Here is a 14,310-nt window from a genome sequence, read left to right as displayed (position 1 = left end):
ATGCACCCAACCTCCCCACGTGCCGCCCTCGAGGCGGCCGGCAGCTTCAACGAACTCTGGGACCCTCGCGGTGGCGTGCGGCCGACCTGGCGGCGCTTCTATGGGCACCTGGCCGGTCTGCGCCCGGCGCAGCTCGACCAGCGCCAGGCCCTGATCGCCCGGCAGATCCAGGAAAACGGCGTGACCTACAACGTCTACGCCGATCCCAAGGGCAGCGACCGGCCCTGGGCGCTGGACCTGCTGCCGCAGCTGATCTCGGCGGAGGAGTGGGCCCCGCTGGCCGCCGGGGTGGCCCAGCGGGCGCGGCTGTTGAACCGGGTGCTGGGTGATCTCTATGGCGAGCAGCGCCTGCTGCGCGAGGGCCTGCTGCCGCCGGAACTGGTGTTCGGCCACAACAACTTCCTCTGGGCCTGCCAGGGCCTGCGCCCGCCGGGCGACACCTGGCTGCATGTCTACGCGGTGGACCTGGCGCGGGCGCCGGACGGGCGCTGGTGGGTGCTGGCGGACCGGACCCAGGCGCCGTCCGGCGCCGGCTATGCCCTGGAGAACCGCCATATCGTGGCGCGGGCCTTTCCCGAATTGCACCGCGACCTGCAGGTGCAATCGCTCAACGGCTATTTCCAGGCCTTGCAGCGCACCCTGAGCGCCGGACTGGATACCGGCGACGAGGCGCCCCTGGCGGTGCTGCTCACCCCCGGCCGCTACAACGAGACCTATTTCGAGCACCTCTACCAGGCGCGGCAACTGGGCTTTCCGCTGGTGGAAGGCCAGGACCTCACGGTGCGCAACGCCTGCCTCTACCTGAAGACCCTGAGCGGCCTGCGACGCGTCCATGCGGTATTCCGCCGCCTGGACGACGACTTCTGCGATCCCCTGGAGCTGCGCACCGACTCGGCCCTGGGCGTGCCCGGCCTGCTGGAGGCGGTGCGCCAGGGCAACGTCATCATGGCCAATGCCCTGGGCAGCGGCCTGCTCGAATCGCCCGGCTTGCTGGGCTTCCTGCCGGGGGTGTGCCAGGCGCTGCTGGGCGAGTCCCTGACACTGCCCGCCGTCGCCACCTGGTGGTGCGGCGAGACGCCGGTACGGGAGGAGGCCCTGGCGCGGCTGGGCGAACTGGTGATCAAGCCGGCCTATCCCTCCCAGCGCTTCGAACCGGTGTTCGGCAAGGCGCTGGATGCCGGGGAGCGTGCCGCCCTGCGCGAGCGCATCGTGGCACGGCCCCACGCCTATGTCGCCCAGGAGCGCATCCAGCTGTCGCGGGCGCCGGTCTGGCAGGGCGGTAGCCTGCAGTCCCGCGCCATCGGCATGCGCGTCTACGCGGTGGCCAGCGAAGGCGGCTACTGGGTGATGCCCGGCGGCCTGACCCGCGTCGCCCACGAGGGCGCCGAGGTGGTCTCCATGCAGCGCGGTGGGTCGAGCAAGGACACCTGGGTGCTGGGTGGCGGCCGCAGCGCGACCGAGGTGCCGAGCGCCCGGGTCCTGGGCGTGCGCGATTTGGTACGCAAGGATCCCTTCCTGCCCTCGCGTACCGCCGAGAATCTGTTCTGGTACGGCCGCTACAGCGAGCGCTGCGAGGATGCCGCGCGACTGCTGCGCATCGTGCTCAGCCGCTACCTGGATGCCGACGACCAGGGCCCGGCGGTACAGGCCGCCATCGAACTGGCCATGGCCCTGGAGCTGCTGCCGGAAGAGGGCACCCTCGCCGAACAGCTGCACGCGGCCCTCGGCCCGGGTGAATTCCCCAGTGGTCTGGGAGCCAACCTGCAGCGCCTGCACTGGGCCGCGGCCCAGGTACGCGGGCGGCTGTCCCCGGAGAACTGGCGCGCCATCCGCGAGGTGGAGCGCGAGGCGCGCGGCCTGGGCCAGGTGGGCAGCGAGCCGGGCGAGGCGCTGCAGAGCCTCAACCGCCTGGTGATGGCGCTGGCGGCGGTGGCCGGCTTTACCTTCGATGACATGACCCACGACGAGAGCTGGCGCTTCCTGATGATCGGCCGGCGCATCGAGCGGGTGCAATTCCTCGCCGGCAGCGTGGCGCACTTCCTCGAAGGCGGCGCTACCTGGGATGCGGCGGGACTGGAATGGCTGCTGGAACTGGGCAACAGCATCATCACCTACCGCTCCCGCTACCAGGCGGCGCCCCAGCTGATCCCGGTGCTGGACCTGCTGATGCTGCACGAGCACAACCCCTATTCGATCCGCTTCCAGCTGCACGCGCTGATCAACGCCGTGGAGCACCTGGAGCGCTACCACGGCCTGCCGCGCGATCCGGCGCTGAACGACGCCTATGATCGCCTGCGCCGCTTCGACCTCGGCACCCTGGAAAGCACCCTGTTCGGCGATGTCGGCCGGGTCGAGGTGCAACAGGGCCTGGCGCGCCTGTTGCGGCAGATCGCCGACGCCAGCGGCCAGCTGTCCGAGCGGGTCATCTATCGCTGCTTCGCCCACGTCGATGCCGTGAGCCAGCGAACGGTATCCATGTGATGAGCCAGGTCCGCTATCGCATCCAGCACGACACCCACTACCGCTACGAGGCTCCGGTGTCGCTGTCGCAGCAACTGCTGCACCTGTTGCCGCGCGACTGCGCCTGGCAACGCTGCCTGTCCCGGCAACTGGCCATTCTGCCCGCGCCGACCCAGCGCCAGGACGCCACCGATGCCTTCGGCAATCCCCTGACGCGGCTGGCCTTCGAGCGGCCGCACGACGAGCTCTACGTGGGCACCGACCTGGAGGTGGAGGTGGATTCCCGCGCCGGACTGCGGCTGGAGGACTCGCCGGCCTGGGAAGAGGTGCGCGACGGCCTGCGCTATCCCGCCGCCACCGCGGCCCTGGATGTCCACCACTTCCGCTTCGAGTCGCCGGCGGTGCCCATCGATCGGATCTTCGCCCGCTTCGCCGCGGATTGTTTCCCCGCGGGCCGGCCGCTGCTGCTGGGCTGTCGGGCGTTGATGGAGAAGATCCATCGCGAATTCCGCTTCGACGCCACCGCCACCCAGGTGGCGACGCCGCTGCGCGAGGTGCTGGAGCACCGCCATGGCGTCTGCCAGGACTTCGCCCACCTGATGCTGGCCTGCCTGCGCGGCCTGGGGCTGGTGGCGCGCTATGTCAGCGGCTACTTGCTGACCCGGCCGCCGCCCGGCAAGCCGCGGCTGATCGGCGCCGATGCCTCCCACGCCTGGGTCAGCGTGCACTGCCCGGTGCTCGGCTGGGTCGACTTCGACCCCACCAACGACGTCCTGCCCGACCTCGAACACATCACCCTGGCCTGGGGCCGCGACTTCACCGATGTCTCGCCGCTGCGTGGCGTGATCCTCGGTGGTGGCCATCACGACCCCGAGGTGGAGGTGACGGTGACGCCGCTGTAACTCGATCTTCTGGAAAGGATTCCACCCATGAACCGCGACAGATGGCTGAATATTCCGCTCCGTAGTTCTCGTTCCCATCCCCTTCTGCTCGGTGCCATAGCGGTACAGGTCCTACTCCTGTGCATCCTGGTGGGCCGCCCCCAGACGCCGGAGGCCTGGCTGTATTTGGGCGTGGTCGGCCTCCCGCTGACCTGGTTGACGTTGACACGCCTCAAGGGCCTGGATGCCTGGCAACGTCGCTGCCGCTACAGCTTCGCGCCCTGGGTGGTCTGGTTCGTGCGGCTGGCGCTGATCACGGCGATCTTCAAGGCCGAGGTGCTGGCGCGGCCGGGTACCCTCTGGTTGTGGCAGCAGCTCGGTCGCGGGTGATCCGGCGTACTCTGAACCGCGCTAGCGGCCAGCCACATCGGCTGGCCTGTCAGGCCTCGGCGGCTCTATCTCCGCCTTTCCGGTCAGGCAGGCCAGGGCAGCGGCTTGACGAGCAGATAGCTCTTGATTAAATGTATATACATGAATATAAAAGCCTGCCCTGGCCTTCGGTTTGGCGGGAAGCCTGCCCATTTGGTTCGTCAGCCTTGCGCCCCGCCAAAGCTACCCACGCCGGCCTGGCTACCGGAGCGCTGCCAGGGGGCATGATTGAACAACAACGACAGCGTCCCTCGAGGGACGCGAGCCTGCCCCTGATCGGCAAAGGAGTCTGATCGATGAATGCCCTGATCCTGAACCCCGGTACCCTGGACCTGGCCCAGCTGCGCCAGGCCTACCAGCAACCGCTGCAGGTGACCCTGGACCCGGCCGCCTATGCCGCCATCGATGCCAGCGTGGCCTGTGTCGAGAGCATCCTGGCCGAAGGCCGGACCGCCTACGGCATCAACACCGGTTTCGGCCTGCTGGCCTCGACGCGGATCGCGCCGGCGGACCTCGAGAAGCTGCAGCGCTCCCTGGTGCTGTCCCATGCCGCTGGCGTGGGCGAGGCGCTGGACGATGACCTGGTACGGCTGATCATGCTGCTCAAGGTCAACAGCCTGGCCCGTGGCTTTTCCGCCATCCGCCGCCAGGTGGTGGAGGCCCTGATCGCCCTGATCAATGCCGAGGTCTATCCGCATATCCCGCTCAAGGGCTCGGTGGGCGCCTCGGGTGACCTGGCGCCCCTGGCCCACATGTCGCTGGTCCTCATCGGTGAGAGCAAGGCGCGTCATCGCGGGGAGTGGCTGCCCGCCAGCGAGGCGCTGGCGGTGGCCGGGCTGGCGCCCCTGACCCTGGCCGCCAAGGAGGGACTGGCGCTGCTCAACGGGACCCAGGTCTCCACCGCCTACGCCCTGCGCGGGCTGTTCGAGACCGAGGACCTGTTCGCCGCGGCCACGGTCTGCGGTGGCCTGAGCGTCGAGGCCATGCTCGGCTCGCGGGCGCCCTTCGACGCGCGTATCCATGCCGCGCGTGGCCAGCGCGGCCAGATCGACGTGGCCGCCGCCTATCGCGCCTTGCTCACCGCCAGCAGTGAGATATCCCTATCCCATGCCCAGTGCGACAAGGTCCAGGATCCCTATTCGCTGCGCTGCCAGCCGCAGGTCATGGGGGCCTGCCTGACCCAGCTGCGCCAGGCCGCCGAGGTGCTGGAGGTCGAGGCCAACGCCGTCTCCGACAACCCGTTGGTGTTCGCGGCGGAGGGTGATGTCATCTCCGGCGGCAACTTCCACGCCGAACCGATAGCCATGGCCGCCGACAACCTGGCGCTGGCCCTGGCCGAGATCGGCGCGCTGTCCGAGCGCCGCATCTCGCTGATGATGGATCGGCACATGTCCCAGCTGCCGCCCTTCCTGGTGGAGAACGGTGGGGTCAACTCCGGCTTCATGATCGCCCAGGTCACCGCCGCGGCCCTGGCCAGCGATAACAAGGCCCTGGCCCATCCGGCCAGCGTCGACAGCCTGCCCACCTCGGCCAACCAGGAGGATCATGTGTCCATGGCGCCCAATGCCGGCAAGCGGCTCTGGGCCATGGCCGACAACGTGCGCGGCATCCTCGCCATCGAGTGGCTGGGCGCCTGCCAGGGGCTGGACTTCCGCCATGGCCTGAAGAGCTCGGCCGGCCTCGAAAGGGCGCGCAGCCTGCTCCGCGCCCGGGTGCCCTATTACCAGGAAGACCGCTTCTTCGCCCCCGATATCGAGGCGGCCAGCGAGCTGCTGGCCAGTGGCTGCCTGAACGAGCTGGTGGGCGCGGATCTGCTGCCCAGCTTGTAAGGAGCCCAGGGTCCGCCGCCGGCGGACCCTCGATTCAAAGCGTGGCCGCCAAGGCCACGGCTTCCTGGCTGGCCTGGTCACGCGCGGCATGATCGACCTCGGGACCGAACAGAGTCTTTTCCAGCACCACGGTATGCATCCGGTCGATACCAACCATCTCGCACCAGGTGCGCAGGTAGGATTCCTGGTGCTCCAGGCGATCCAGGGCCGCGCCGCGGGCCGCGATCACCAGCGCCTGGCGCCCGCCGAGCAGGCCATTGAGACCGCGCTCGTCGAAGGTGAACAGCAGGTCTTTCTGACTGACCACGTCGAACAGCTGCTTGAGCTTGTAGGGGACGCCGAAGTTCCAGCAGGGCACGCCGAACAGCAGCACGTCAGCCGCGGTGAAGCGCTGCGCCAGTTCTTTGATCTGGCTCCAGGCCTGCGCCTGGTCGGGGCTCAGCGACTGGCCCTGGATACCGGCGTATTTGGCATCCAGCACGGCGCCATCGAATTCCGGCAGGTCGCAATGCCAGACATCGAGGGTATCGACTTCGCCGTCCGGGTGCTTTTGTCGCCAGGCCTGGATGAAGGCCTTGGCGACTTCCAGGGACGCGGAGCGATCCTGACGGGGCGAACCTATCACGTGCAGCAAACGAGGCATGGGCGGATCCTTGGGTGATGAGGATTGCGATAACTATAAGCGCAGGGAGCCTGGCCGTCAGCTGGACTGAAGGCCCGCCGATGGATGGTCTGGGACGGGGTTCTCAGGCGGATTGATAGGGAGGAGGGCGACCCTCACCCCAGCCCTCTCCCAGGGGGAGAGGGGGTAGTTGGAGCGATGGAGTGCCTCCATAGGTTGGGCTGAGCCCCGCGAAGCCCAAGACCAGAGGCCTGGACCTTGTGCTGGAGCGACCCTCACCCCAGCCCTCTCCCAGGGGGAGAGGGGGCTAGTTGGAGCGATGGAGTGCTTGCGTAGGTTGGGCTGAGCCTCGCGAAGCCCAACATCAGAGGCCTGGACCTTGTGCTGGAGCGACCCTCACCCCAACCCTCTCCCAGGGGGAGAGGGGGTAGTCGGAGCGAGGGAGTGCTTGCGTAGGTTGGGCTGAGCCGCGAAGCCCAACACCAGAGGCCTGGACCTTGTGCTAGAGCGGCCCTCACCCCGGCCCTCTCCCAAAGGGAGAGGGAGAATGAGAGTTCCCGTAGGTTGGGTTGAGCCCCGCGAAGCCCAACAGTCACCCGACGAAAGCCTCAGGCCGACCCGGCTTCCACGCGCAAGGCCGGGCGGCGCAGGCCGAGCAGGGCGTCTAGCAGCAGGAACAGCAGCAGGCTGCCGCCCAATACCGGCAGGCAGAGGCCGAGCGCCAGGGCCACCAGCGGCACCAGCAGCCGCGGCAGCGGCGCCAGCCGGCGCCAGAGAGCGACCAGGCCGGGTTGCGCGGGGTCCCGAAAGGGGCGGCGACGCCACCAGAGCATATAGCCCCAGAGGGTCATCAGCAGCAGGCCAAGGGCGATGGCCACCAGCACCAGCTGGTTGGCCAGGCCGAACAGCACGCCCATATGGGCATCGATGCCCCAGCGGGTCAGCTTGGCCGGTAGCGAGTACTGGGCGAAGCGCACCTGATCGACCACCTTGAAACTGGTCGGATCGACGGCGACGGCGTCTACCTGGGTCGGCCAACGGCGGTCGATCTCGCTCACCGTCCAGGCCTTGTCGGCGCTGCGCCCCGGACGGATCTCCAGCTTGCCGGCATCGATGCCGGCGGCGCGGGCGCTGGCCAGCACCCCGTCGAAGGTAGCCGGATCCAGAGCCGGTGCCATGGCCATGTGCAGGGCGCCATGGTGGTCGGCGTGCTCATCATGGGTCATGGCCGGCGCGGGGGCACTGCCCAGGGCGGTCTTCACGCTCGGGGTGGACCAGCCATAGTGGGCGCGCAGGATACCGATGTTGTCGCCGGCATAGCGCGACCAGGTCAGGCCGGTGGCCGAGAGGAACAGCAGCCCCGCCAGCAGCCAGACCCCGGTGCTGGCATGCAGGCCGCGCAGTCCCCGTGCCGGACGGCGCTGGCGGCGGCGCACCAGCCAGAGCGTGAGCCCTCCGAGGGCGGCGATCCACAGCCAGGAGGCGGCGAGCTCGCTGTAGAGGCGACCGGGCTCGCCCAGCAGCAGGCTGCGGTGGAACTGATCGATGGTGGTACGCAGCGGCAGGATGCCGCTGGTGCCGTAGACCGTCAGGTCGCCACGCAACTCGCCGGTGACCGGATCGACGAAGAGCGCGCGATGGGCCGATTCCCCCAGGGATGGATCGTTGAACATCACCCGGGTGGTATCCCCGGCGGCTGGCGCCGGACGGACCGCGCCCAGGGTCAGGGCGGGGCCGACCGCCGTCTGGGCGCTGCGGATCTGTGCGGCCAGCGGCAGGGGTTCGCCGCGACTGGGGGTGTGCAGCGCCTCGGCATAGAGGCGCGCCTCGAGTTGCGGTGTGAGGGCATAGAGCAGGCCGCTGGCGGCGGCGAAGAGCAGGAAGGGGCCGACGAACAGGCCGATCAGGAAGTGCAGCCGTGCCAGCAGCTGCAGCAGCGGCCCCGGCGTCTGGGCGGCCGGAGTGGAGGGGTGCGAAGTCATAGCGTTCACCACGGAGCGACACGCGGCCGAAGCCGACCGCGCGCAGGATTACGGAAAAAGAGGACAGCAGCTTTCCGTGACCGGGTGTCAGGGGGCCTGGGGATGGAGGGTGGAGCGGCTCGCGCGGGGCGGTGGTGGCAGGGCGCCGTGGTAGCGGCGGCGATGGGGATCGCTGGGCCGCAGCAGCCAGTGCAGGACGATGGCCAGCAGGGTGGCGAGGAACAGGGTGGCCGCAAAGACGCAGTCGCCAGTGGGCGAGAGGGTGGTCAGGCTGCCGCCTGGGAGGCCAGCGTGCATGCCGGCCATGTCGCCTTGGGTCGTCGGGGCCTGGAGATGGTGATGCTCGTGTCCCTGGGAGGCAGGGGACGGCAGCGGCAGGGTGAAGCGCGCCAGCATCTGGCCGTGCCCCAGGGCGCAGACGAGTCCGTTCAACAGGATGCAGGCGAGCAGCATCCAGGCGAGCGAAGCGCGCGGGGAACGGACGGTTTTCATGACCCGGCACTGTATCATCGTCGCGGGCAGCGCACAGCCCGAGCAAGAGGGATCGGTGGCGGCCTGCGCCGAAATGTCGCGTCGCCACGGCGACCGGATGAACGAGAAGGGATCATGAACGACACCTCAGCCATCACCCTGGATCGAATGACCTCAGCCGATGACGACGTCAGCGCCTTCCTGCTGGCCAGCGCGCGCGAGCTGTTCGCCGGGCGACTCGATCCCACAGGCGTCCCGGCCGATCTGGCCGGCTTCGCCGAGCACTATGGCCAGGGGCGCGGTTGCCTGCTGATCGCCCGCAACGCCACTGGCGATCCCGTCGGCAGTATCGCCTATCGGCCCTATGACCGGCGTTTTCCCCGGTTGCCCTATCCGAGCGAGCGGGTGGTCGAGGTGGTCCGCCTGTTCGTGAGTCCGCAGTACCGCCGCCAAGGCCTGGCCCGGCGGCTGTTCTGCGAATTACTGGCGCAGGCCGGGCGCGATGGCGTGGAGCGCCTCTATCTGCACACCCATCCCTTCCTGCCCGGCGCCGAGACCTTCTGGGTCGCCGAGGGCTTCCAGGTGGTCGAGCGGGAGACGGCCTTGCCCTGGCAGACCATCCATCTGGATCGACGGCTGGGGACAGCGCGGTAAGGCGTCACAGCCTATTCGAAGGCGAAGAGGCCCGAAGCAGCGGACCGGGCTCATGACCGAGTTGACGGGGGTAATAGAGCATTGCGATCGGGCCGCCCAGGCCAGGCTGGCGACCCAGGGCCGCTCACCGCCGTTTGGCCGCTGCGCAGCCGCCCTGGACTGGGCTCTCAAGCGTCCGCCGGCCCCCGGCAGAGCAGATAGGTATCCATGATCCAGCCGTGCTCTTCGCGCGCGGCGCTGCGCACCCGGTGGATCTCCTCGGCCACGTCCAGCAGGCGCCCGGCGATGAGGATTTCATCCGCCGTGCCCACGTAGGCGCCCCAGTAGATGTACAGCTGCGGATCGTCCAGGTGGCGATAGGCCTCGTGGGAATCGAGCATCACCACCAGGCTGTCCAGGTGGTCGGGGAAGCGCTGCAGGCGGCGCCCCGGGGTGATCTCCAGCGCCTGGCCGATGCGATTGAGCGGCACCCGATGGCGTGCGGCCAGGGCCTGGACACTGGAGATGCCGGGAATCACCTCGTAGTCGACGTCCAGCCGGCCCTCGCGCTTGATTGCCGCCAGGATGCGCAGGGTGCTGTCGTACAGCGCCGGATCGCCCCACACCAGGAAGGCGCCGCAGTCGTCCTCGCCGAGTTCTTCCTCGATCATCTGCTCCATCAGCGCCTGCTTGGCGGCGTTGAGGTCGTCCACCGCCTGCCGGTAGTCGCCCTCGCGGCGGCGCTCGGGGATGGGCGCGGTGACGAAGCGGTAGTCCGCCTGGCGAATGTGGCGGGCGCAGATGGTTTCGCGCAGGTGGATCAGGCTGTCCTTTTCCGCGCCCTTGTCGAACAGGAAGAAGGTACTGGCGCGATTGAGGGCGCCGATGGCCTGGAGGGTGAGGTAGTCGGGATCGCCGGCGCCGATGCCGATGACCAGCAGGGTTTTCATGACGTCGTCTCTGCGGTAGTCGTAGCCCCCTAGTGTAACCAGGGATGTCCCACCGGTAGAGAGATCTTGAAGCCCCATGTTAGCTTCGGCCGGTTTGCCTGCAGCCAGGCAAGGATAGAGCGGCCGAGGAGGGCAGAGGGTGGCGATGATGGCGAGCTGGCGACGGATACCGCGTGGGGTCTGGATCCTGGGTGGGGTGAGCATGTTCATGGACATCTCCTCGGAGATGATCCACAGCCTGCTGCCACTGTTCCTGGCCACCGGTCTGGGCTTGAGCGTGCTCTATATCGGTATCCTCGAAGGGGTGGCCGAGGCGACCGCGCTGATCACCAAGATCTTTTCCGGGGTGCTCAGCGACTACCTGGGCCGGCGCAAGGGCCTGGCGGTGCTGGGCTACGGCCTCGGTGCCCTGAGCAAGCCGCTGTTCGCCCTGGCCAGTGGCGCCGGCCTGGTGTTCGGCGCGCGCTTCATGGATCGCATCGGCAAGGGCATTCGCGGCGCGCCGCGTGACGCCCTGGTGGCCGACGTGACGCCGCCGGCGATCCGTGGCGCCGCCTATGGCCTGCGCCAGTCGCTGGATACCCTCGGCGCCTTCCTCGGGCCGCTGCTGGCGGTGGGGCTGATGCTGCTCTGGGCCAACGACTTCCGCGCGGTGTTCTGGGTGGCGGTGATCCCGGCCTTCCTCGCCGTGGCCCTGTTGTATTTCGGCCTGGACGAACCCAAGGCGGCCGTCACCCAGGCACGCACCAATCCGCTCACCCGGGCCCAGTTGCGCAAGCTGCCGGCGGCCTTCTGGCAGGTGGCGCTGCTCGGCGGCGTCTTCACCCTGGCGCGCTTCAGCGAAGCCTTCCTGGTGCTCAAGGCCGAGCAGGTGGGGGTGCCCCTGGCGCTGGTACCGTTGGTGATGGTGGGCATGCACCTGGTGTTCTCGCTGTCGGCCTATCCGCTGGGGGCGCTATCCGACCGGGTCGGTCATCGCGCGCTGCTGGCCTGGGGACTGGTCCTGCTGATCCTGGCCGACCTGGCGCTGGCCTTCAGCGGCGGTTGGATCGGCCTGGCCCTGGGCGTCGTGCTCTGGGGCCTGCACATGGGCATGACCCAGGGCCTGCTCGCCGCCATGGTCGCCCGCACCGCCCCGGCCGAGTTACGCGGTACCGCCTTCGGCCTGTTCAACCTGGTCAGCGGCATCGCCCTGTTGCTGGCCAGCAGCATCGCCGGCGCGCTCTGGCACTTCCTCGGTTCCGCCGCCACCTTCCAGTTCGGCGCCCTGGCGGCGGCGCTGACCCTGCTGGTGCTGGCCGCCTGTCGGCGCAGCGTCGCACCGCTGGCAGACTAGTCGAATAGCGGCCGCAGATAGGGCGCCGTAGGGCTGGCGGGATCGTCCGCCACCGCGCGCGGCGTGCCGCAGGCGACGATGCGGCCGCCCGCTGCGCCGGCACCGGGGCCGATGTCGATCAGCCAGTCGCTGCCGGCCACCACTTGCAGATTGTGCTCCACCAGCACCACGGTATTGCCTTCCTCGACCAGACCGTGCAGCTGGCGCATCAGTCGTTCCACGTCGGCCGGGTGCAGGCCGGTGGTGGGTTCGTCCAGCACATAGAGGGTGCTGCCACGGCTGGTGCGTTGCAGTTCGGTGGCCAGCTTGATGCGCTGGGCTTCGCCGCCGGAGAGTTCGGTGGCCGGCTGGCCGAGGCGCAGGTAGCCCAGGCCGATGTCGGCCAGCACCCGCAGCGCCCGCGCCACCGTGGCTTCCTCAGCGAAGAAGGCCAGGGCTTCGTCCACCGTCAGGCCCAGTACCTCGGCGATGGTCTTGCCCTGCCAGCGCACCTCCAGGGTCTCGGGGTTGTAGCGCGCGCCCTGGCAGGTGGGGCAGGCGGCGTAGACGCTGGGCATGAACAGCAACTCGACGCTGACGAAGCCTTCGCCTTCGCAGGTCGGGCAACGGCCCTTGGCGACGTTGAAGGAAAAGCGCCCGGCATCGAAGCCTCTTTCCTGGGCCTCGGGGGTGGCGGCGAACAGCTTGCGCACCCCGTCGAACAGGCCGGTGTAGGTGGCGAGGTTGGAGCGTGGCGTGCGACCGATGGGCTTCTGGTCCACCGGCACCAGGCGGCGGATACCGCCGAGGCCGCCGACCACCTGGCCGGTGGTGGCGGGCAGGGCGTCGGTATCCAGCTCGACCACCTCGTCACCGTCCTCGGCAGTGCCCTGGCCCAGCTCGGCGCCCACCAGCTCCAGCAGTGCCTGGCTGACCAGGCTGGACTTGCCCGAGCCGGAGACACCGGTCACCGCGGTCAGGCAGCCCAGCGGGAAGGCCGCGTCCAACCCCTGAAGGTTATTGCGGGTGACCCCGGCCAGGCGTAGCCAACCCTGGGGCTCGCGCGGCGGCCGGGTCTCGCGCTGCGGCGCGGCGAACAGATAGCGCGCCGTCACCGATTCCTCGATCTCGGCGAGACCTGCGGGCGGACCGCTGTAGAGCACCCGGCCGCCGCCTTCGCCAGCGGCGGGGCCGACATCCACCAGCCAATCGGCGCGCTGCATGGTGGCCAGGTCGTGCTCCACCACGAACAGCGAGTTGCCCTGGGCCTTGAGGCCCTCGAGAGCTTCCAGCAATGACTCGCCATCGGCCGGATGCAGGCCGGCGGAGGGTTCGTCCAGCACATAGACCACGCCGAACAACTGGGACACCAGCTGGGTGGCCAGGCGCAGGCGCTGCAATTCGCCGGAGGAGAGGGTCGTGGTGCTGCGTTCCAGCGCCAGGTAGCCGAGGCCCAGGCGGGTGAGGGTCTGCAGCCGCTCAAGCAACTCGGTGGCCATGCGTTGGGCGGCCAGGCGTTTCTCCTGCGAAAGATCGGGCGTGCGGCGCACGTCCGGCGCGCCAGCATGGTCGCTGCCGCCAGCGGCCTTGCGCCGGGCACGGTCCTGCTTGCCGGTGTTGGCGTCCAGCACGCCGGCATCCTTCGCCTCATCGAAATCGCCGGCAGCGACCCGGCGCAACAGCACGCTCAGCTCATCCAGCGGCAGCCGCGACAGCTCGCCGATGTCCAGGCCGGCGAAGGTCACCGAGAGCGCCGCCCGGGTCAGCCGCTTGCCGTGGCACAGCGGGCAGGTCTGGCCGATCATGAAGCGCGCCGCGCGCTGCTTCATCTTGGCGCTCTGGGAGTTGGCGAAGGTGTGCAGCACATGGCGCCGCGCGCCGGTGTAGGTGCCTTGGTAGCTGGGTTCGGCCTTGCGCTTGAGTGCCGCCCGGGTCTGCTCGGGGGTGAGGCCGGCATAGACCGGTACCGTGGGCTGCTCTTCGGTGAAGAGGATCCAGTCGCGTTGCTGTTGCGGCAGGTCGCGCCAGGGGATGTCGACGTCATAGCCCAGGGTCACCAGGATGTCCCTCAGGTTCTGCCCGCCCCAGGCGGTGGGCCAGGCGGCGATGGCGCGCTGGCGGATGGTCAGCGAGGGGTCCGGCACCATGGAGGCTTCCGTCACCTCGTAGACCTGGCCCAGGCCGTGGCATTGGGGACAGGCGCCCTGGGGCGTGTTGGGCGAGAAGTCCTCGGCATAGAGCATCGGCTGGTTGGCCGGATAACGGCCGGCGCGGGAATAGAGCATCCGCACCAGGCTGGACAGCCCGGTCACGCTGCCCATGGACGAGCGACTGCTCGGCTGGCCGCGCTGCTGCTGCAAGGCCACCGCCGGTGGCAGGCCCTCGATGGCTTCCACCTGGGGTACCCCGACCTGGTCGATCAGCCGCCGCGCATAGGGCGCCACCGATTCGAAGTAGCGGCGCTGGGCCTCGGCATAGAGGGTGCCGAAGGCCAGCGACGACTTGCCCGAGCCCGACACCCCGGTGAACACCACCAGCGCATCGCGGGGGATGTCCACGTCGACGTTCTTCAGGTTGTGCTCGCGGGCACCGCGGACGGAGACGAAACCGGGACGGGGGGAGGAGGGCATGGCGTGCGGAACCTTGGCTGAGAGCGTGCAGACTCGGACCGCGTCAGGGGGCAAAGGATCGCAGGGCGATGGCGGGCGACGGGACAGAGGTCTCGGCGCCCACCTGCC

Annotated in this window: 11 protein-coding genes; 6 read left to right on the top strand and 5 right to left on the bottom strand. The window is 69.1% G+C overall.

Annotated features, from left to right (window positions below; genetic code table 11):
- From ACYJP6_RS04895 to hutH, 4 genes are all read left to right on the top strand, one after another.
- On the top strand, positions 1-2,481 hold the full coding sequence (locus ACYJP6_RS04895) for a circularly permuted type 2 ATP-grasp protein (RefSeq protein ID WP_459473857.1): 2,481 nt from the start codon (positions 1-3) through the stop codon (positions 2,479-2,481).
- Complete coding sequence (locus ACYJP6_RS04890; protein WP_459473855.1) at positions 2,481-3,362, top strand: transglutaminase family protein; 882 nt, start codon at positions 2,481-2,483, stop codon at positions 3,360-3,362. Before ACYJP6_RS04895 ends, ACYJP6_RS04890 begins: the two co-directional genes overlap by 1 nt.
- A 27-nt stretch (positions 3,363-3,389) precedes the next feature.
- A complete protein-coding gene (locus tag ACYJP6_RS04885) occupies positions 3,390-3,731 on the top strand; it encodes a hypothetical protein (RefSeq protein WP_459473853.1) in 342 nt (113 codons plus the stop codon).
- Between the two features lie 335 nt (positions 3,732-4,066).
- Positions 4,067-5,599, top strand: coding sequence for a histidine ammonia-lyase (gene hutH / locus ACYJP6_RS04880; RefSeq protein ID WP_459473852.1), 1,533 nt, complete (start codon positions 4,067-4,069; stop codon positions 5,597-5,599).
- Positions 5,600-5,633: 34 nt separating this feature from the next.
- Here hutH and ACYJP6_RS04875 read toward each other — a convergent pair whose 3' ends face one another.
- From ACYJP6_RS04875 to ACYJP6_RS04865, 3 genes are all read right to left on the bottom strand, one after another.
- On the bottom strand, positions 5,634-6,242 hold the full coding sequence (locus ACYJP6_RS04875) for an FMN-dependent NADH-azoreductase (protein ID WP_459473851.1): 609 nt from the start codon (positions 6,240-6,242) through the stop codon (positions 5,634-5,636).
- Between the two features lie 587 nt (positions 6,243-6,829).
- On the bottom strand, positions 6,830-8,203 hold the full coding sequence (locus ACYJP6_RS04870; RefSeq protein ID WP_459473849.1) for a PepSY-associated TM helix domain-containing protein: 1,374 nt from the start codon (positions 8,201-8,203) through the stop codon (positions 6,830-6,832).
- Between the two features lie 87 nt (positions 8,204-8,290).
- Complete coding sequence (locus tag ACYJP6_RS04865) at positions 8,291-8,695, bottom strand: hypothetical protein (protein WP_459473847.1); 405 nt, start codon at positions 8,693-8,695, stop codon at positions 8,291-8,293.
- A gap of 114 nt (positions 8,696-8,809) precedes the next feature.
- Between ACYJP6_RS04865 and ACYJP6_RS04860 the strand changes: the two genes are divergently transcribed.
- Positions 8,810-9,328 carry a GNAT family N-acetyltransferase gene (locus tag ACYJP6_RS04860; protein WP_459473845.1) on the top strand — a complete coding sequence of 173 codons (519 nt, stop codon included), beginning with the start codon at positions 8,810-8,812 and terminating at the stop codon, positions 9,326-9,328.
- A gap of 167 nt (positions 9,329-9,495) precedes the next feature.
- On the opposite strand, the gene cobF is transcribed toward ACYJP6_RS04860, so the two are convergent.
- Positions 9,496-10,257 (bottom strand): precorrin-6A synthase (deacetylating), encoded by a 762-nt coding sequence (cobF, locus tag ACYJP6_RS04855; protein ID WP_459473844.1) that lies wholly within the window; start codon positions 10,255-10,257, stop codon positions 9,496-9,498.
- Between the two features lie 202 nt (positions 10,258-10,459).
- On the opposite strand from cobF, the gene ACYJP6_RS04850 reads away from it, so the two are divergent.
- Positions 10,460-11,593, top strand: coding sequence for an MFS transporter (locus tag ACYJP6_RS04850; protein ID WP_459474282.1), 1,134 nt, complete (start codon positions 10,460-10,462; stop codon positions 11,591-11,593).
- On the opposite strand, the gene ACYJP6_RS04845 is transcribed toward ACYJP6_RS04850, so the two are convergent.
- Positions 11,590-14,202, bottom strand: a complete 2,613-nt coding sequence (locus ACYJP6_RS04845; protein WP_459473842.1) for an excinuclease ABC subunit UvrA — start codon at positions 14,200-14,202, stop codon at positions 11,590-11,592. The two genes, ACYJP6_RS04850 and ACYJP6_RS04845, sit on opposite strands and share 4 nt — an antisense overlap.
- Between the last annotated feature and the right edge of the window lie 108 nt (positions 14,203-14,310).

The sequence above is a fragment of the Pseudomonas sp. No.117 genome (genome assembly GCF_054558395.1).
This window is presented reverse-complemented; position numbering and strand designations above follow the sequence as displayed.